The sequence below is a fragment of the Sphaerisporangium fuscum genome (assembly GCF_018531465.1).
GTDB classification, from domain to species: domain Bacteria; phylum Actinomycetota; class Actinomycetes; order Streptosporangiales; family Streptosporangiaceae; genus Sphaerisporangium; species Sphaerisporangium fuscum.
On the sequence record NZ_JAHDTF010000042.1, the window covers coordinates 63,096 to 81,657 of the forward strand.

The window sequence follows — 18,562 nt, forward strand, 5'->3', positions numbered from 1 at the left end:
AAGCTACTAACCCTCCGTCTAATACGTCACAATTGGACGAACCCGACGGGAGGGTCGCCGTGTCTATCGCATCGGACAACGAGCTCTGGGCCGCCTTACCGAGCGGCGTGGCCGCCCTTCTCCGCCCCGCGGCCGGCGACCTGGCCGACCAGATGATCGTCGAGATCCAGCAGCGGGTCCCCGAGTACGCCCGGCCCTCCGACGAGATCTACATCAAGGTGCTGCGCCTCGCCGTGGACGAGGCGCTCCACCGGTTCCTCGAACGCATCGAACGCCCCCGCGACCCCTGGGACCCCGAGGTGTTCCGCGCCATCGGCCGGGGCGAGGCCGCCGAGGGCCGCGACCTCGAACCCTTCCAGACCGCCATGCGCCTCGGCGCCCGCGTCGCCTGGCACCGCCTCACCGAGCAGGCCGAACGCCTCGGCCTGGACCCGAGGACGCTGTACGACCTCGGGGAGGCGATCTTCGTCTTCCTCGACCAGCTCGCCGACGCGGCCACCGAGGGGTTCAACGAGGCCCGCGCCAGGACGGCGGGCGAGATCGAACGCCGTCGTCACCGCCTGCTCGACCTGCTGCTGTCGCGGCCCCCCGCCTCACCGGAGGCCGTCGCCGACGCCGCCCGGGCCGCCGGCTGGCGCCTGCCGAAGACCGTGGCGGGTGTGGCGCTGCAGGAGCGCTGCGGGTACCGTGCGCCGTCCCTGGCCCCGGACGTGCTGGTCGGCCTGGACCGCAGGAACCCCTGCCTGATCGTCCCGGACCCGGCGGGGCCGGGCCAGGCGCAGATGCTCGAAAACGGGCTGCGCGGGTGGCGGGCGGCCATCGGGCCGGCCGTGCCGCTGCCGCAGGCGGCGACGTCCCTGAGATGGGCGAGCGAGGCCCTGGAGCTGGCGGGACGCGGCGTACTGCCCGATGGCGACGGGGTGCTGCGCTGCGCGGACCACATGGCCACTCTGGTGGTGTTCAAGGACGAGGAACTGGTGGCGGCCCTGTCGAAGGTGCGGCTGGCCCCCCTCGCGCACCTGCGCCCGAGCCAGCAGGACCGGCTGGCCGAGACCCTGCTGGCGTGGCTGCGGCACGGGCGGGGCGCCGGAGAGGTCGCCGCCCGCCTCCACGTGCACCCGCAGACGGTCCGCTACCGGCTGCGGCAGCTGGAGGAGCTGTACGGCGACCAGCTCGCCGACCCCGACGTGCGTTTCGAGCTCGAGATCGTGCTGCGCGCCCGCCAGGCACTCGGCCGCTGACCCCATTCGCGGGGCAAAAGAGAAAAAGTGGAACCGGGCCGGCGAACCTCACCAAGTACGGGGTGACCGCATCGAAAACCCCGGAGAGGACCGCCCGTGCTGAGTGCCCAGGCACTGCTCGACGGCTCCACGCTGGACGACTCCACCGTCATCGCCAATTCGCTCGACCAGCCCGAGCTGTTCGCGGTGGTGTTCGACCGGCATGCCGACGAGATCTTCCGGTACGCCAGCAGGCGCCTCGGCGCCGACCTTGCCGAGGACGTGGTGGCGGAGGTGTTCCTCGTCGCCTTCCGCGGCCGGGCCCGCTACGACGGCTCCCGGCCGGACTCACGACCCTGGCTGTACGGCATCGCCACCAACGTGGTGTCACAGCACCGCCGAGCCGAGCGGCGGCGCACCCAGATGATGGCGAGGGTGGCCCCCGACCGTCCCGGCTCGTTCGACGACAGGAGCGTCGAACGCGTCACCGCCGAGCAACTCCAGCCCCGGCTCGCCCGGGCGCTGTCGAAGCTGTCGGCGCGGGACCGCGACCTGCTGCTCCTGGTGGCCTGGACCGACCTCACCTACGAGGACGTCGCGCAGGCGCTTCGGATGCCGATCGGCACGGTCCGCTCCCGGCTGCACCGTGTCCGCGTGAAGCTGCGCAGGGCACTCGGCGGTATCGACCCTCTCAACTTGGAGCCCCAGCATGGATGACGAGATCAGGATCTTCAGTGATGGCCGTCCCGCCGCGCCCGCGTACCGGCCGGAGGCCCGGGACGCCGCGCGCCGCCGGCTCCTGGACGAGGCGACGGGGCGGCGCCGGGCGGCGTTCCGCTTTCCCCGCCTGGGGTGGCAGGCCGTGGGGGCGTTCGGGGTGACCCTCGCGCTGGTCGGCGGGGTGGGTGTGGCCCTGTCGTCGCGTCCGGCCCCGGTCCCGGCCGCGGCGCCGGGGGCCGACGCGACGGAGTCGGCCGAGGTGGTGCCGGCCGTGCGGCCGTCCGAGCTCGCGCCGAAGCCCGGCCAGTACATCCTGGTGCAGTCGGAGACCATGTACACCTCCCAGTCTTTCTACGGTGGCAAGAAGGAGAGCCGCTACCTGTACCGGACGGCCCGCAAGATCTGGCGCTCCGTCGACGGCAGCAAGACGGGCCTGCTGTACATCGAGGGACGCTCGCCCAAGCCGTACCCCGGCTGGCCCATCCCCGAAGAGGCCAAGAAGTGGCAGGGCGCGGACTGGAGCGAGATCGAGAAGCCCTGTACACCGGAGCGGCCGGAGAACAGGCGCTTCGACTACGCCTATCTCAGCACCCTGCCCACCGACAAGGACGGAATGCGCGACTACCTGTACAAGAGTTCGAGGCGCGAGGACGACGGCGGAAAGCAGATCCCTCCTGATTCGGACGCCTGGACGCTCGTCGGTGACCTGCTGAGGGAGAACTACATGCCGCGCGCGCAGCGGCAGGCGCTCTTCGAGGCGGCCAGGACGATCCCCGGTGTCCGGACGGCCGAGGGGGTCGAGGACTCGGCGGGCCGCAAGGGCACGGCCCTCGGCAGGCCGGCGAACGGCACACTGGCACAGTTGATCTTCGATCCCGAGACCTACATGTTCCTCGGAGAGCGTGAAGTCGTGGTCGACCGGAAGGCCGCCGGCGCGCCCGTGGGGAGCGTCCTCGCCCTGACCGCGGAGCTCAGCGTCTCGGTGGTGGACGAACTGCCGAAGGCCGAGGGCGTTCACAAGGACGGCAGCTGCGACATGATGAAGAAGCCGGCCGCGACGACGCCGCCGACCGATCCCGCCGGCCCGCAGCCAAGCAACTCGCAGTCGCCGACCGGCCCCGACCCCTCCGACCCGCCGACCGCGCAACCGACCGGCTCGGACCCCTCCGCCCCGCCGACCGGTCCCGACCCCTCCGACCCGCCGATGCCACCCTCGCAGGGGGCGGAGCCGACCGATCCGCAGCCGGTCGCCTCGTAACAACAGGACGCCCCCTGACCGGCGGAACGGCTCGTACCGCAGCGCGGTGCGGGCCGTTCCGTCTTCCGTGCGAAGGTCAGACCAGGCCGATCATGAAGCCTTCGTCGCGGACGCCCAGGTAGATGTTGGGACGGTGCGTGCGCATGGCCTGGTCGATCGGCTCGATGTGCTTGGCCGCCGATCCCAGCGGCAACCGGTAGCCCTTCTTGACCTGATGGAACTCCCACATCGGCTCCATCTCCGGGTGACGGCCGCGGAAGCCCGGATCGGCGGGGAAGAGGTCGAGCCGCACCATCACCTTGCGCGGCAGCAGGCGGTCACTGACCTTGACGTGACGTTTGCGCGTCTGGGAGACGGCGACGCCGGCGAGCTCCTGCCAGGCGACGGCCCACGACGTGCCGCGAGGGTCCTCCCAGCGGATGCCGAGCGGCTCGATGACGAGCCTTCGCGGCCGGGTGATCCGCCGCCAGGTGAGGAGCGGCAGCAGTCCGAAGGCGACGAACACCGCGCCCAGCACGCCCACCGCGATCCTCACCCCCAGGCCGCCGTCCACCTGCCCGGTGGCGGCCGCGGCGAGCGAGACCAGCCCGAGCCCGCCGACGACGACGCCCGCGGCGATCGCCTTGCCCTTGGATCGCGCCCCCACGTCGACCACCACCGGCTCGGCGGCGAACTGCGGCTGCGGCGGTCCCTGCTGGGCGAACGCCTGGGGCGGCACCGGCTGGACGAATCCCGGCTGCGGAACCTGCTGCGGCGGAAACTGCCGTTCTGACCCGGAATATGCCACACGGGGATGTTAAGCCAACAGGAATAGATATGGGCTGGATTGACCTAACTCCCAGTTATCACACTGTGTCATGAACGAACCCCGATCAGTGCACGGCCGCAGGTCTCGCCCCTGCTCACACGCGCCGGGGCGAAAGCACGAGGACTGCTCACAATTAGCGAATAACAGCGGGAAATACGCCCTCGTCGCAAAGCTCGCCCTGACCGGAAACACGAAAGCGGGCGGGGACCGGTGCGGATGACCGCCCGTACCCCGCCCGCCGGGGAGATCGACCTCAGCTGGTGATGTACACCTGGCCGAAGACCTCCGAAAGCTTCTTCACGTCCTGGCTGACGCCCACCTCGGCGGCGGCCGGGTCGAAGATGGTCGACAGGCGGCGCTGGAGCGGCTGCAGCTTGGTGAGCTGCTCCCAGGCCGGCGTGGCCGCCAGCTTCTCGCCCATGACCCGGTAGGTCCCGCCCGTGGTGTCCTGCCAGTGGGTCCACAGGTTGACGGTCGCCGCGCCGTTCTTCAGGGGGGCGGCGACACGCTGCTGGACGACCGTGGCGGCCTGCTCGGTGGTGAGCTGCGAGCGGTCCTTGCCGGCGAGCCCGGCGTCCTCGGCCGAGATCTGCGCGAGGGTGTCCCAGGCGAGCGCCTTGACCTTGACCCACTGGTTGCTCTGCGCCTGCGCACCGCTGATCTTCCAGGTGGCGTAGGCGGTGTTGAGCAGGCCCGCGTCGAGGGTGAGCTGGTCCACCGAGCCGGACGTCAGCAGCGGCTCGATCTTGTCGGGCGTGAGCAGCGGGTACTTCTTGGTCATCTCGGCCTTGCAGGGGTCGTTCTCACCGCAGCCGAACTCCGGCACCACCGTGTGCACGCCCAGCTTCTTGCCGGGGGCGACCTGGTGCAGCGCCGCGGCGGTCTCGGTGACGAACTTGCTCATCTCCTCCGAAGTCGTCACCGCGCCGTTGTAGCCGAGCTGCGAGGTGAACCGGATGCCGACCACACCCGGCTGCGCGGCCAGCGCGCCGACCTTCTTGACGGCGGCGGCGAACTGGGTGGCGCCGGCCTTGTAGTCGTCCAGGAGCTCGGTGTCGATCCACACCCGCATCTTGCCCGCCGCCGCGGCGGCGACGGCCTGACCGGCGGGCGTCTGCGCGGCCGCGGCGATCTCCTCGGGGCTCACCGAGCAGGTCGCACCGGCCGTCTGGCAGGTCGGCGGGGTGTTGTCGTCGGTGTACCCCTCGGGCGCCGGGTCGCCCTCGTCGTGGGCGACGCCGTCGCCCTCGCCGTCGTTCTTGCAGTTCTCGACCGTGCAGTCGATCCAGCCGACGGGATACTCGCCGGCCTCCTTCAGCTTCGCGCCGTCGTCCTTGGCCCAGAAACGCACGATGTCGAGCGCCTGCGCCGGGTCGGCCATCCAGAAGCACTGGGGATCGGACGGCGAGCCGCCGTTGGTTACGTTCTTGCAGTCTTCCTTGCCGCTGCCGTCATCGGAGAACGCCGAGGCAGCGGGCAGCCCTACCGCGAGGGCGGTGAGTGCGGCGCTGAGGGCGAGGGCTCTCCTGATTCGCATCAAGCGTCTCCTTGGGGCGGCGCGAAAACACGGTGATCGCTCATAAACGATCGAAACGACTGTATCGGGCACATCTTTACTCGACCAGAGGATCTACAGGATTACTTGGACCTGTGAGCAGGTCACAAGGCTCTCACCTCGTCCGATCACCTCGGCCTTCCCGAGCTCGCCCCCGGATTTCGCCCTCTCGTACGGCACGGGTAACCGTCCGTTCCCGTTTTCCGGAGAAGATCAGGTCAGGGCTTCGCCGAGTTCGACGGCCGCGGCGACCACGCGGGGGCCGAGCGTGCCGCTGTCGAGGGCGCTGAAGGTCACGATGCCCACCGACGCCTCCAGCCACGGCAGGCCCGGCAACGGAGCCGCGATGCCCCGCGCTCCCTCCTGCAACTGCCCCTCGGTGACGGTGTAGTCGCTGCGGCTCTCGCGCAGGTTGAGGATGGCGAGGCCGGCCGCGCCGCGCGAGAGCGGGTGCCTGGCGCCCTCGCGGTAGGCGACGTGCATGTCGGTCCAGGTCGGCTCGACCACGGCGATGGCCAGCCCTTCGTCGCCTTCGGCCACCGTCAGATGGGCGGTGGCCCCGGTGTCCTCGGCCAGCCGCCGCAGCGCGGGCAGGGCCGCCGCCCTCAGCAGCGGCTGGACGGCGCGCGCCAGCGCGAGCACGCCGAAGCCCAGATGGGCGCGCCCCTCGGCGTCCCGCCGGGCGAAGCCTTCGTTCTGCAGGGTCGTCAGCAGCCGGTACACGATCGGGCGGCTGAGCCCGAGCTCCTGGGCCAGCTCCGTGGGCGTACGGCCGCGATGGCCGTCGGCGAGCAGCCGCAGCAGCCGCAGCCCCCGCTCCAGGGTCTGTGCCGACTCCGGGCCCCCCTTGTGATCCACCTTTCCGATTATGCGCCGCCCGGCACGGCCCGCGGCCTCTGGCTGGGGCGGGCCCGGACATGGAGGCGTTCACCCTGCGGCCCGAAGAGTGCGAGGACCTCGGCGGGCTCCGGCCCCGGATTGGTCATGCAGTGCGGGACACGGGTGTCGAACTCGGCGGCCTCCCCCTCCGTGAGGATCAGATCGTGCTCGCCGAGCAGCAGCCGCAGGCGGCCCGAGAGGACGTACAGCCACTCGTAGCCCTCGTGGGTCTTCTGTTCCAGATCTTCCGGCGTGTTCGGCGGATAGATCTGCTTGAACGCCCTGATGCCGCCGGGCCTGCGGGTCAGCGGGAGGAACGTCACGCCGCGCCGCACGATCGGGCGGGCGCGCACGCGCGGGTCGCCGCCGAGCGGCGCGTCGACCAGCTCGTCCAGAGGGACCTCGTAGGCCCGTGCCAGCGGCAACAGCAGCTCCAGCGTGGGTTTGCGCCCGCCGGACTCCAGGCGGGACAGCGTGCTCACGGAGATGCCGGTGGTCTCGGCGAGCTCGCTCAGCGTCATGTCGCGTTCCCTGCGCAGCGCCCGCAGCCGCGGGCCCACCCCGAGCAGGATCTCGGCCTCGTCCTTTGCCATATCAGCAACACTACTTGCCGAACCGACGCGTCGCACCGCATGGTTGGCCCAGCCGACGACATGGAGAGGAACGATCGATGGACGACACGTACGACGTCGTGGTGGTGGGTGACGGCGCCGCCGGGCTCGGCGGGGCGCTGACGCTGGCGCGGGCACGGCGGTCGGTGCTGGTGGTGGGCGCCGGGGAGCAGCGCAACAGGCCGGCCGGACACGTGCACAACTACCTGGCACGTGAGGGCACCCCGCCGCTGGAGCTGGTGGCGGCCGGCCGCGAGGAGGTGCTGGGCTACGGCGGGCAGATCGTCGCCGGGCATGTGACGGCCGCCGAACGGCGGGACGACGGTTTCCTGGTGAAGCTGGACGGCGGTCGCGAGGTACGGGCGCGGCGGCTGCTGGTGGCGACCGGCCTGGTCGACGAGCTGCCCGACGTGCCGGGCCTCGCCGAGCGCTGGGGACGTGACGTGCTGCACTGCCCCTACTGCCACGGGTGGGAGGCCCGCGACCGGCGCATCGGCGTCCTGGCCACCGGCCCGCTCGCCCTCCACCAGGCGCACCTGTGGCGGCAGTTGAGCGAAGACGTGCTGTTCCTGAGCCACCGGAGCCCGGCGCCGAACGACGAGGACACCGAACGGCTCGCGGCTCGCGGCATCACGGTCGTGGAGGGCGAGGTCACCGGAATCCAGGTGAGCGACGACGCCCTGACCGGCGTACGGCTGGCCACGGGCGAGGTCGTCGCACTCGACGTGGTGGCCGTCGGGACGCGCATGAACGCCCGCGCGGAGGTGCTGGAGTCGCTGGGGCTCAAGCCGGTCGAGGTCGAGATCCAGGGTCAGGTCGTCGGAACGCAGATCGCCGCGGATCCGTCCGGCAAGACCGAGGTGCCGGGCGTGTGGGTCGCGGGGAACGTGGCCGACGTTCAGGCACAGGTGATCGTGTCCGCCGCGGCGGGCCTGAAGGCGGGCGCGGCGATCAACGCCGATCTCGTCGCCGAGGACACCCGGAACGCCCTCGCCACCTACCAGGAGCAGGTGCGCACGATGTTCGAGGAGGCGGGCTGGGAGGAGCGCTACCAGGCACGCCCGGCGATCTGGAGCGGAAGTCCCAACCCGCAACTGGTCGCCGAGGCCGCCGCGCTCACCCCCGGCCGGGCACTCGACGTCGGCTGCGGCGAGGGCGCCGACACGGTGTGGCTCGCCGAACGGGGCTGGCAGGTGACGGCGGTCGACATCTCCCGCACCGCCCTGCGGCGGGCCGCCGCCCACGCCGAGGCCGCCGGTTCACCGGTGGCCGGACGCATCGAGTGGACGCACGCCGACCTGCGCGAGCGCCCGCCGGCCGAGGGGGCGTACGACCTGGTGTCCTCGAACTTCATGCACCTGCCGGGCAAGCCGCGACGGGAACTGTTCGCCCGCCTGGCCGCCGCCGTCGCCCCTGGCGGCACCCTGCTGATCGTCGGCCACCACCCGTCCGACCTGCGCACCTCCGCCCATAGGATGCACTTCCCGGACATGATGTACACGGCGGAGGAGGTCGCGTCCGCCCTCGACCCGGCAACCTGGGAGATCGTGTCCGCCGACACCCGCCCCCGCACCGTGGTCGACCCCGAAGGCCGGGAGACCACCATCCACGACGCCGTCCTGGTCGCCCGCCGCCGCGCTTGAACGGCCTCTCTGACACGGCCCTCGCGGAGGCGCTTCGCGCCAGGAGCGAGGGCTGTGTCCTGTGGGGGCACGCCCCCACAGGCCCCGCGCTGCCGCTCACAGGTCGCTCCTCGCGCGGAAGGTGGCGATGGCGCGAGCGGCCGAGGCCGGATCTTCGGTCACGCGGGCCTGTACAGGCAGGCCGTCGGGCCGCTTGACGAGGTACCAGACCCCACCATTGGGGACGTCGACCACGGTGACGGTGGCGATCAGCCGGCCGTCGCCGTACACGTCCATCTCCGGTGCCTGAGTTGGTTCTTGTTCTGTAGTGGCAGCGACGGGCGATGGCTTGGTGGAGCAAAGGCGTAGCGCCTGGTCGATGTCAGCGGCCGTGTCAGCACGGCAACGGGCCGGTATCAGGGCGGTCGGCGACGGTAGATGCCATGAAGGGTTCAGCGACTGCGGCCTCGGGGCTGCGCAAGGCGTACAAAGACAAGATCGCGCTCGAGAACAGGCTCCGTATGCGGGCCTTCCGGGGAGTGGGGGTCACGGCGCTGGCGGCCGCGCTGCTGGCCGGGGCGGCCGCGCCCGTGCTCGCCATCGCGGACAGCAGGCCGGCGCCGAAGGCCACTGCCGGGCAGGATCGCCCGGAACTGCAGAAGGCCATCCAGGAGTGGGTCGATGACGGCTACGCCGGGATGCAGATGCGCGTGCACGATCAGCGGGGCGACTGGGTCGGCAGCGCCGGGGTGCGCAAGCTGGGCCAGAGCGCCACGCCGCCGACGAACGGGCGGTTCTGGATCGGCAGCGCCACCAAGAGCTTCACCGCGACCCTGGTGCTGCAACTGGTGGCCGAGGGCAAGGTCGAGCTGGACGGCCCGGTGGCCGACTACCTGCCCGAGCTCGGGCTGGACCGGCGGATCACCGTGCGGATGATGTTGCAGCACACCAGCGGGCTGTTCAACTACACCGGCGAGTACTACGACGACGGGAAGTACGTACCGGGGATCCCCGCCACGGGCAAGGAGTGGCTGGACAACCGTTTCCGCACCTATCAGCCCGAGGAGCTGGTACGGCTGGCGCTGTCCAAGCCGGCGAAGTTCGCGCCGGGGACGGGCTGGAGCTACGCCAACACCAACTACACGCTGGCCCTGCTGCTGATCGAGAAGGTCACGGGCCACTCGTACACCGAGGAGATGAAGCGGCGGATCCTGCGGCCGCTCGGTCTGTCGGACACCATGGTGCCGGGCACCCGGACGGACCTCCCCGGTCCGCACTCCCACGGCTACTTCCGCTACCAGGACGCCGACCAGTGGAAGGTGGTCGACGTCACTCGCCAGAACCTCTCCCTGCTGGCGGGCGCCGGTGACATGATCTCGACCACCAAGGATCTCCAGACGTTCTTCTCCGCGCTGAATGGCGGCAAGCTCCTGCCGGCCCGGCTTCTGGCCGAGATGCGCCGGCCGGACCCGAGGAGCGACGGCCTCTTCGGCCGCTACGGCCTCGGGACGTACGTGCTGGACACGGGCCCGGACTGCGCCGGCGTCATCCTCAACCACGACGGCAGCCCCCCGGCGGGCTACGGGACGCTGATGTACAGCACGCCCGACGGCAGCAAGACCCTGACCGCGTCGATAACCATGGGGGACGCCGCAATCGACCAGGCAGTGGTGTTCCCGAAGGCGTTGAACAGGCTCATCAAGGAGGTGTTCTGCGACGGGCAGGCCGGGGCAGAGAAGACCAGGCCGGCTCAGTAGACACGGCCGAGCACGGCGGCGGGAGGCACGGGTCCCATGTGGGTGCTTCGCCCTGCGCGATCGGCGCGGCGGGGCGGGGATGCGTGTCAGACGATGGACCTCGTGATACTGACGAAATCCGGGCACGCTTGCGTGCGACTCGAGAAGAACGGCCGGTCCCTCGTCATCGACCCCGGTCGGTTGACCCCGGAGCCGGACGTCCTGACCGGAGCCGAGGCCGTCCTCGTCACGCACGAGCATTTCGACCACCTTGACGCCGACCGCCTGTTCACCTTTGCGTCTCGTCATAGCGGTGGACCACACCAGGAACACCGCAAGGAGATCACCATGGACGCCATCCGTGTCCGGTCGGGTGGGACCGGCTCCAGCAGCCCGATCCCGCCTGACCGGCGGCACGCCCTTCGAAGCCGCCCAGGTGAGGTTGACATGCGCGCCGTGATGGCGGATTGTCGTACGTATAGAGGACATTATTGTCCGATATGCGTACACGAGGAGGGCCCATGCCGTACTACCGCACCGTCGGCGAGGTGCCTCGCAAGAGGCACGTCCAGTTCCGCCGGCCGGACGGCGGGCTGTACGCCGAGGAGCTGATGGGTGAGGAAGGCTTCTCCTCCGACTCCTCGCTGCTGTACCACCGGCACCTGCCCACCGCCATCGTCAAGGCCGAGGCGGTGACCGACGGCACGGGCGAGAGGCTCTCGCCGAACCTTCCCCTCTCCCCGCGCCACTTCCGCACCCAGAGCCTCCCCGTCGGCGGCGACCTCGTCACCGGACGGCAACCGCTGGCCGGCAACGCCGACGTCCGCATGTCGTACGCCGCCGCCGACCAGCCGAGCGAGCTCTACCGCGACTCCAAGGGCGACGAATGCGTCTACATCGCCAGTGGCCGGGCCCGCTTCGAGTCGACGTACGGCGTGATCGAGGCCGGTGAGGGCGACTACATCGTGATCCCGACGGGCACGATCCACCGGTGGGTGCCGCTCGACGGCACCACGGTGAAGGCCCTCGCGATCGAGGCGTCCGGGCACATCCGCCCGCCCAGGCGCTACCTGTCGCAGTACGGCCAGTTCCTCGAGCACGCCCCCTACTCCGAACGCGATCTGAGGGCGCCCGAGGAGCCGTTCGTCGTCGACGGGGACGAGACGCCCGTCCTGGTCAGGACCCGCGGCGGCCTCACCCGGCTGACGTACGCCCACCACCCGTTCGACGTGGTCGGCTGGGACGGCTACCTGTACCCCTACGCCTTCAACATCGCCGACTTCGAGCCGATCGTGAAGCGCACGCACGCGCCGCCGCCGGTCCACCAGACCTTCGAGGGGCCGGGCTTCGTCATCTGCTCGTTCTGCCCCCGGCCGCTCGACTTCCATCCCGAGGCCGTGCCGATCCCGTACAACCACCACAACGTCGACTCCGACGAGTTCATGTTCTACGTGGGCGGCGACTACACCGCGCGTAAGGGGTCGGGCATCGACGTCGGGTCCATCTCCCTGCATCCGGCCGGGTTCACGCACGGGCCGCAGCCGGGGGCGGTGGAGGCGGCCGTCGACGCCGTGAGCAGGGGCGTGAAGGAGACCAGCGAGCTCGCCGTCATGGTCGACACGTTCCGTCCGCTGGATCTCGGCGGGGCGGCGCTGGCCTGCGAGGATCCCGGTTACGCCTGGACGTGGGCCCGATGAGCGACCCACTCCCCCCGGCGGCCGGGGCGCTCTCCGCGCTGTTCACCGCCCTTGTCGACGACGCGGGGCTGTACCCGCCCGCCCAGCTGCCCATGTCCAGGGCGCTGACGCGCCACTACGCCGACGAGGACGCCGGAAGTGACGTGCTCACCCACCGCTTCCTGTGCCCCTCCGGGCGTCTGGCGGAGCTGCGCGCGTCGCTGACCCGGCCCATCCGGCTGGGCATCATCCTCGACGCGCCCGAGATGCCGCCCCTCGACGACACCCCGGACGTCCGGGTCGAGCTCGTCGAGATCGCCCTTCCCAAGGGGATGAGCATCGACATGGTCGCCGAGCGGGTCGATGTGGCCCGGTCGGGGGCGCGCCTGTTCGTGGAGGTCCCGCCCGGGGAACTGCACCAGGTCCCTGACGGTGTGGGCCTCAAGGTGCGCTGCGGGGGGCTCACGCCGGAGCTCCATCCCTCCACCCACGAGCTGGGACATTTCATCCGCAACTGCGTCGAGCAGGGCATCCCGTTCAAGGCCACCGCCGGGCTGCACCACGCGGTACGGCACCCGGACCCGAGCCTCGGGGTGTACCGGCACGGGTTCCTCAACCTCCTGCTCGCCGTCTGCACGGCGATCGAGGGGCGCGATCCCGTGCGCGTGCTCGAGATCATGGACCGGCGCGAACTGGCGGCGCTCGCACGGGCCGTCACGCCCGAGACCGCGCGCCGCGCCCGCGAGCTGCTGGTCTCGTACGGGTCGTGCAGCACCGGCGCGCCCATCCACGACCTGCGGACGCTCGGCCTGATCGAACGCCGCGCCGGCACGGTACCGTCCGTCCACGAGGAGATCATGACGTCCACCTGGGTCCCCGGAGCCGACACCTCCCCCTACGGCCTGGCCAACCTGCCGTACGGGGTCTTCTCGCGCCAGGGCGAGCCACCAAGGGTCGGCGTGCGCGTCGGCGAGCACGTCCTCGACCTCGCGCCCGTCCTGCACGACGAGATCTTCGCCCGGCCCGGCCTCAACGACTTCATGGCGCGGGGACGGGAGGCGTGGCGGGAGACCCGTCACCTCATCCAGCACCTGCTGTCGGCGGACGCCGCGAACGCCGCGGCCAACAGGGCGGCCGTCGAGCCGCACCTCGTCCCGCTCCACCAGGTGCGGCTGCACCTCCCCGTCGAGGTCGGCGACTACGTCGACTTCTACTGCTCCCTGGAGCACGCGACGAACCTGGGCCGCATGTTCCGCCCTGACGAGAACCCCCTCAAACCCAACTGGCGGCACCTGCCGGTCGGCTACCACGGCCGCTCCGGCACGGTCGTGGTGTCCGGCACCCCGATCACCCGGCCGCGCGGGCAGCGCGCCCCGGCGCCCGGCGGCGGCACGCCCGCCTTCGGACCGAGCACCAGGCTCGACATCGAGGCCGAGCTGGGGTTCCTCGTCGGCGTGCCGACGGGCATGGGAGAGCCGGCCGGCGACTTCGCCGAGCACGTCTTCGGGGTGACGCTGGTCAACGACTGGAGCGCCCGCGACATCCAGGCCTGGGAGTACGTCCCGCTCGGGCCGTTCCTCGGCAAGTCGTTCGCCACCTCGATCTCCCCCTGGATCACCCCCTTGGAGGCGCTCGAACACGCCCGCGTCCCGGGGCGCGAGCAGGATCCGGAACCTCTCGACTACCTGCGCAGGCGGGAGCCGTGGGGGCTCGACATCACGTTGAGCGTCGAACTGAACGGCGAGGCGATCTCCAGCCCGCCGTACGCCGCGATGTACTGGACACCCGACCAGATGCTCGCCCACATGACCGTGAACGGCGCCTCGCTGCGCACCGGCGACCTGTTCGCCAGCGGCACGGTCTCCGGGACCGAGCGGGAGCAGCGAGGATCGCTGATCGAGATCAGCTGGAACGGCACCGAGCCGGTCAAGCTGTCCGACGGCCGGACGCGCGCCTTCCTCGACGACGGCGACACCGTGACGATCTCCGCCACGGCCCCCGGCCCGAACGGCTCACGCATCGCGCTCGGGGAGGTCAGCGGCACGATCCTGCCCTCGGCCGGCTGAGGCCGGGCCACGGAGACTTGCCCTGCCGCGCTCCGAAAAATGGGACTACGGTGGAAATCAAAGGGCCGCCTTAAGGAACCACCGACGCCGGCAACGCGTTTTCCATTACAGGAGGGCCGGGGCTATGGACTCATGGATCTTCTGGCTGATGATCGCGGCGGCGCTCGGCGTGGCAGAGATCTTCACGCTCACCGCGGCGCTCGGGCTGCTCGGCGCCGCCGCCCTGCTGACCGCGGCGGTCGCGGCGATCGGACTGCCGACCGGGATCCAGCTCGCCGTGTTCATCCTCGGCTCGGTGTCCGGCCTCGTCGTCCTCCGCCCCTTCGCCCGGCGCCACATCGCCCAGCCGCCCGTGCAGCGGTTCGGCGTCTCGGCGCTCGTCGGCAGGTCCGCCTACGTCACCCGGGAGGTGACGGGGCTCAACGGCCGGGTACGCATCGGGGGTGAGGAGTGGTCCGCTCGCGCGTACGACGAGACGCTGGTGATCCCGGCGGGCGCGAAGGTGGACGTCATCGAAATCGAAGGGGCCACCGCCCTCGTCTATCCCCGGGAGTGAACCATGGACGCCGCACTGGTCGCCGGAATCCTGATCGTCCTGCTGGCGGTGTTCACGGTCCTACGATCGGTGCGCATCGTCCCCCAGGCGCGGGCCGGGAACGTCGAGCGCCTCGGCCGCTACCATCGCACCCTCGAGCCCGGTCTCAACTTCGTGATCCCCTACGTCGACCGCGTACGGCCGCTCATCGACCTGCGTGAGCAGGTGGTCTCCTTCAAGCCGCAGCCGGTCATCACCGAGGACAACCTCGTCGTCGACATCGACACGGTCCTGTACTTCCAGGTCACCGACCCGCGCGCGGCGGCGTACGAGATCGCCAACTTCATCCAGGGCGTCGAGCAGCTCACGGTGACGACGCTGCGCAACGTGGTCGGCGGCATGGACCTCGAGAAGACCCTGACCTCGCGCGACACCATCAACAGCCAGCTGCGCGGGGTGCTCGACGAGGCGACCGGCAAGTGGGGCATCCGGGTCAACCGCGTCGAGATCAAGGCCATCGACCCGCCCAAGAACATCAAGGAGGCGATGGAGAAGCAGATGCGCGCCGAGCGCGACAAGCGTGCCGCGATCCTCAACGCCGAGGGCCTGCGTCAGTCGCAGATCCTCACGGCCGAGGGTGAGAAGCAGAGCGCCATCCTGCGCGCGGAGGGCGAGCGCACCGCCGCGATCCTCAAGGCCGAGGGCCAGTCGCAGGCCATCGACGAGGTGTTCCAGGCCGTCCACCGCAACGATCCCGACCCCAAGCTGCTCGCCTACCAGTACCTCCAGGTCCTTCCCCAGCTCGCCCAGGGGCAGGGCAACACGTTCTGGGTGATCCCGAGCGAGGTCACCTCGGCTCTGCAGGGAGTGTCCCGGGCCTTCACCGAGGCCCTGCCGCCGTCGGCCGCCACCCGCGAGGCGGGCGAGACCAGGAGCGCCGCCAAGGAGGCCGCGGCCCGCGCGGAGAGGGCCGCCGAGGAGGCCATCGCCGACGCCGAGGAGACCGGCCCCCGCCGGCTCGGCCCCGGCACGTCCCTCCCCGACCCCCTGTCCGACCTGGACGCCGGCACGCCCGTCTCCCAGCAGCGCCCCGACCCCCACCACGACCCCGGAACCCGCACCTCCTGACCTAAGCCGGCGGAACCCCTCTTGACGGGCATCGGCTTCAGCGTCTCCGCTTGTCTGTCCGCGCCGGATGCCCGGTACCGGCACGGGTGATCCACAAGGTGCGGTGTTCGTCGTCAATGGCATACCGAATTCGGCCACCGGATGTGGCCTCGTACTGCCACTGCTCCATCGACTCGCCGCCCACCTTGACCGTGCCGAGCCCGCCCTTCAGAGGATGCTGGCGGCTGTCGACATGCCGCGGATCGGCGGTGATGGCAACCCATGCTCGATCCAGGTTCTCCAGCGCATGGGCGAGGAGATGACTCCAGCCCTCCGCTGCTTGGCGGTCTGCGAAGCGCACTGTCCAGGGCTTGGGGCGGGGGACCTCCTGCCCTCTGCTCGTCACGCCGGCTCATCGGCAGGTCGAGGGACCTCTGTACCGTCGCCGGGGAAGGGCCCTTGGAGATCACGCGCGAGCTCGGGGTCGCTCCAGGCGACAGCCGTCGACCGCCACGAGATCAGCGCCCTGCTGAAGGGCACCAGCTCGCCCGTATCAGCTCCCGCCAGAAGGTGGCCGAGCAACTCACGGACACACATGTGCCGTTCGGACTCCGGCAACCACGTCGTCCACGGCAACTCCTCGGCGAGCACTTCTTCTGCGAGATCGATGTTGCGGCGAGCGAGGATGGCGAGAGCGCGCGCCGCGATACGGAGGGTGGCGACACCGGCCTCGAACCGCTCGGCGCGCATCAGGATGAGATTCTCGTCGTCCCTGCGTTCCAGAACGACGTCCGCGTCATCCAGGGAAGGCAGAACCTGGGAGGGCCCACGCAGGAACGCACTGTAGGGGAAGGTCTTCGTCGCCATGATTGCCATGCTATCTGAACTACTTCAGATGCCCTCTGCTGTCCTGCGTTCCGATACCTGGCGCTCCAGCAAATAGTCCCCGAGGCAGCCCGTAGTGGTGCCTGGGCACCTGGATGTCATCCCCGCCTCGTCACGCTCGCGTCACGGGCGGGTGCCGCGGTGGAGGACACCCTGGGGAGAAAGGCGGCCACCCGGAGGGTCGGCGATCGTCGGGTGGCTCGGAGACGGAAGGGAGTCGGCCATGGTGAGCAAGCGACGGCTGACGCTGCTCGGCCCAGCGCTCCTGTCGGCCGCGGTCTGGTCGGCCGGAACGGCGCAGGCCTCGGTGACCCCACACTCCACCGGCGGCGGCCACCGTACGACGGCGGGAGTCGTCCGTGCGCTGCCTCAGGACCAGGGTGACTACCTGAGGGGATACAAGCTGGGTTACAGGACGGGCAAGGCCACGTGCAGCAGCAGCGGAAGCCCGGGCGGCAACGTCTCCGCTGACTTCGAGCGCGGGTTCGACGTCGGCCTGCAGGACGGCAAGGCCGACTGCAAGGGCGGCGGCGGTCACGGCAAGACGAAGAGTCACGGCAAGACCGAGAGGAGCATGACGACCACCGAGGAGACGTCGAGGGGCGGCAGGGTCGTGGGCCGGCGCGTCACGACCATCGAAGAGGGCCGGACCTCCAGAGGCGCCAAGATCACCAAGAGGACCACCACCACGACGACCGAAGAGCGCGGGCGCGGGGACTTCTACGACGAAGGCCGCTGACCGAGCACCGGCCGGGCGGAGACCCCGGGGGCATGACCGGCTGGGCGCCGCTCCGGAGGTCACCGGGGAGGCACCAGACGAATCCGGCACCCGGCGTTCCAGGGGACATGAGGGCCCTCATGTCCCCTCCGGGATCCGGCGGGCCACTCCGGGGATCCGGCGGGCCACTCCGGGGATCCGGCGGGCCACTCCGGGGATCCGACGGGCCACTCCGGGGATCCGGCGGGACCCGGCAGAACCGAGACCCGGCGGGATCCGGCGGAACCCTCCGGGACCCTCCGGGATCCGTACGCGCCGGCTCGGCGGGCCTGTGGGAGACTCTGCGCGGCCCTTCACCGATACACCTGGAGAAGATCACCTTGCGCCGTGTCGAACCACAGGTCCATCTCATCGCCCGGCCCCAGCTCGACTACGACGAGGTCGCGAGCTACCTCGCCGAGGTCGGCGGCGAGAACTGGCTGGAGCGGGTGGATCGCGGGGAGCTGGACGACGCGCAGAACCTGGCGGAGTTCGCCGGTCGTATCTGCTACCGCTCCTGGGAGCCCGGTCTCAACCCCAACGTCACCCGGATCCGCAGCGACCAGGACGCCTACCTGCGCAACATCCTGTCCAGCGCCCACGGGTCGGTGCTCGAACACGTGAGCTTCTCCTTCGTGCTGCACAACGTCAGCAGGGTGACCACGCACGAGCTCGTCCGGCACCGCGCCGGCACGGCCGTCTCCCAGGAGTCGCTGCGTTTCGTGCGCCTGGACGACCTGCCGTTCTGGTTCCCGCAGTGGGCGCAGGACGACGCCGAGCTGATGGAACGGGCGACGGCCCTGCTGGAGCAGATGGAGGCCTTCCAGCACTGGATGGCCGGCCGTTTCGGGCTGGACGAGGAGGGCGTGCCCTTCGCCGAGAAGAAGGCGAAGACGTCGTTCATGCGGCGGTTCGCCCCGGAAGGCCTGGCGACGGGCATGGTGTGGACGGCCAACGTCCGCACGCTGCGTCATGTGATCGAGAGCCGGACAGCGCCGGGCGCCGAGGAGGAGATCCGGCTGCTGTTCGGCAAGGTCGGCGAGCTGATGGCGAAGGAGGCGCCGGCGCTGTTCGGCGACTACGCCGTCGAGGACGGCGTCTGGACCCCCGGCTGGCGCAAGGTCTGA

General features: G+C 70.6%; 19 protein-coding genes. 12 read left to right on the forward strand and 7 right to left on the reverse strand.

Annotated elements, in window-relative coordinates; translation table 11 throughout:
• Window positions 1-59 precede the first annotated feature (59 nt).
• The 3 genes from KIK05_RS40530 to KIK05_RS40540 all read left to right on the forward strand — a co-directional run bounded on the left by KIK05_RS40530 (window position 60) and on the right by KIK05_RS40540 (window position 3,198).
• Window positions 60-1,241, forward strand: coding sequence for a PucR-like N-terminal domain-containing protein (locus KIK05_RS40530; RefSeq protein ID WP_308250326.1), 1,182 nt, complete (start codon window positions 60-62; stop codon window positions 1,239-1,241).
• Window positions 1,242-1,337: 96 nt separating this feature from the next.
• The gene (locus tag KIK05_RS40535) at window positions 1,338-1,937 is read left to right on the forward strand and encodes an RNA polymerase sigma factor (RefSeq protein WP_214416205.1); all 600 of its coding nucleotides are present in this window, start codon (window positions 1,338-1,340) and stop codon (window positions 1,935-1,937) included.
• Window positions 1,930-3,198: a CU044_5270 family protein gene (locus KIK05_RS40540; RefSeq protein WP_214416206.1), complete on the forward strand. Its 1,269-nt coding sequence runs from the start codon at window positions 1,930-1,932 to the stop codon at window positions 3,196-3,198. Before KIK05_RS40535 ends, KIK05_RS40540 begins: the two co-directional genes overlap by 8 nt.
• Window positions 3,199-3,274: 76 nt before the next feature.
• Here the strand turns inward: KIK05_RS40540 and KIK05_RS40545 are convergent, their stop codons facing one another.
• The 4 genes from KIK05_RS40545 to KIK05_RS40560 form a co-directional block, all read right to left on the reverse strand.
• Complete coding sequence (locus KIK05_RS40545; RefSeq protein ID WP_214416207.1) at window positions 3,275-3,985, reverse strand: hypothetical protein; 711 nt, start codon at window positions 3,983-3,985, stop codon at window positions 3,275-3,277.
• Window positions 3,986-4,259: 274 nt separating this feature from the next.
• Entirely contained in the window at window positions 4,260-5,543 is a 1,284-nt protein-coding gene (locus KIK05_RS40550) for a hypothetical protein (RefSeq protein WP_214416208.1), read from the reverse strand.
• A gap of 231 nt (window positions 5,544-5,774) precedes the next feature.
• Entirely contained in the window at window positions 5,775-6,419 is a 645-nt protein-coding gene (locus KIK05_RS40555) for a helix-turn-helix domain-containing protein (protein ID WP_308250327.1), read from the reverse strand.
• Window positions 6,420-6,427: 8 nt separating this feature from the next.
• Window positions 6,428-7,033 (reverse strand): helix-turn-helix domain-containing protein, encoded by a 606-nt coding sequence (locus KIK05_RS40560; protein ID WP_214416209.1) that lies wholly within the window; start codon window positions 7,031-7,033, stop codon window positions 6,428-6,430.
• A gap of 77 nt (window positions 7,034-7,110) precedes the next feature.
• Between KIK05_RS40560 and KIK05_RS40565 the strand changes: the two genes are divergently transcribed.
• Window positions 7,111-8,694, forward strand: coding sequence for an FAD-dependent oxidoreductase (locus tag KIK05_RS40565; protein ID WP_214416210.1), 1,584 nt, complete (start codon window positions 7,111-7,113; stop codon window positions 8,692-8,694).
• 96 nt (window positions 8,695-8,790) lie between these two features.
• Here KIK05_RS40565 and KIK05_RS40570 read toward each other — a convergent pair whose 3' ends face one another.
• Window positions 8,791-8,970: a hypothetical protein gene (locus KIK05_RS40570; protein ID WP_214416211.1), complete on the reverse strand. Its 180-nt coding sequence runs from the start codon at window positions 8,968-8,970 to the stop codon at window positions 8,791-8,793.
• A 146-nt stretch (window positions 8,971-9,116) separates the two neighbouring features.
• Here KIK05_RS40570 and KIK05_RS40575 point away from each other — a divergent pair, with 146 nt between their 5' ends.
• From KIK05_RS40575 to KIK05_RS40600, 6 genes are all read left to right on the forward strand, one after another.
• On the forward strand, window positions 9,117-10,430 hold the full coding sequence (locus tag KIK05_RS40575; RefSeq protein WP_250564255.1) for a serine hydrolase domain-containing protein: 1,314 nt from the start codon (window positions 9,117-9,119) through the stop codon (window positions 10,428-10,430).
• Window positions 10,431-10,523: 93 nt separating this feature from the next.
• Window positions 10,524-11,021 (forward strand): MBL fold metallo-hydrolase, encoded by a 498-nt coding sequence (locus KIK05_RS49610; RefSeq protein ID WP_372455652.1) that lies wholly within the window; start codon window positions 10,524-10,526, stop codon window positions 11,019-11,021.
• Complete coding sequence (locus tag KIK05_RS40585) at window positions 10,931-12,106, forward strand: homogentisate 1,2-dioxygenase (RefSeq protein ID WP_214416212.1); 1,176 nt, start codon at window positions 10,931-10,933, stop codon at window positions 12,104-12,106. The genes KIK05_RS49610 and KIK05_RS40585 overlap by 91 nt, the downstream gene beginning before the upstream one ends.
• A gap of 836 nt (window positions 12,107-12,942) precedes the next feature.
• Window positions 12,943-14,151, forward strand: coding sequence for a fumarylacetoacetase (gene fahA / locus KIK05_RS40590; RefSeq protein ID WP_214416241.1), 1,209 nt, complete (start codon window positions 12,943-12,945; stop codon window positions 14,149-14,151).
• 124 nt (window positions 14,152-14,275) lie between these two features.
• Entirely contained in the window at window positions 14,276-14,707 is a 432-nt protein-coding gene (locus KIK05_RS40595; RefSeq protein ID WP_214416213.1) for an NfeD family protein, read from the forward strand.
• A 3-nt stretch (window positions 14,708-14,710) separates the two neighbouring features.
• Entirely contained in the window at window positions 14,711-15,814 is a 1,104-nt protein-coding gene (locus KIK05_RS40600) for an SPFH domain-containing protein (RefSeq protein WP_214416214.1), read from the forward strand.
• A 37-nt stretch (window positions 15,815-15,851) separates the two neighbouring features.
• On the opposite strand, the gene KIK05_RS40605 is transcribed toward KIK05_RS40600, so the two are convergent.
• Complete coding sequence (locus KIK05_RS40605) at window positions 15,852-16,154, reverse strand: hypothetical protein (protein WP_214416215.1); 303 nt, start codon at window positions 16,152-16,154, stop codon at window positions 15,852-15,854.
• Window positions 16,155-16,195: 41 nt separating this feature from the next.
• Complete coding sequence (locus KIK05_RS40610; protein WP_214416216.1) at window positions 16,196-16,660, reverse strand: hypothetical protein; 465 nt, start codon at window positions 16,658-16,660, stop codon at window positions 16,196-16,198.
• Window positions 16,661-16,901: 241 nt separating this feature from the next.
• Between KIK05_RS40610 and KIK05_RS40615 the strand changes: the two genes are divergently transcribed.
• Window positions 16,902-17,417 (forward strand): hypothetical protein, encoded by a 516-nt coding sequence (locus KIK05_RS40615; protein WP_214416217.1) that lies wholly within the window; start codon window positions 16,902-16,904, stop codon window positions 17,415-17,417.
• A 359-nt stretch (window positions 17,418-17,776) separates the two neighbouring features.
• On the forward strand, window positions 17,777-18,562 hold the full coding sequence (gene thyX / locus KIK05_RS40620; RefSeq protein WP_214416218.1) for an FAD-dependent thymidylate synthase: 786 nt from the start codon (window positions 17,777-17,779) through the stop codon (window positions 18,560-18,562).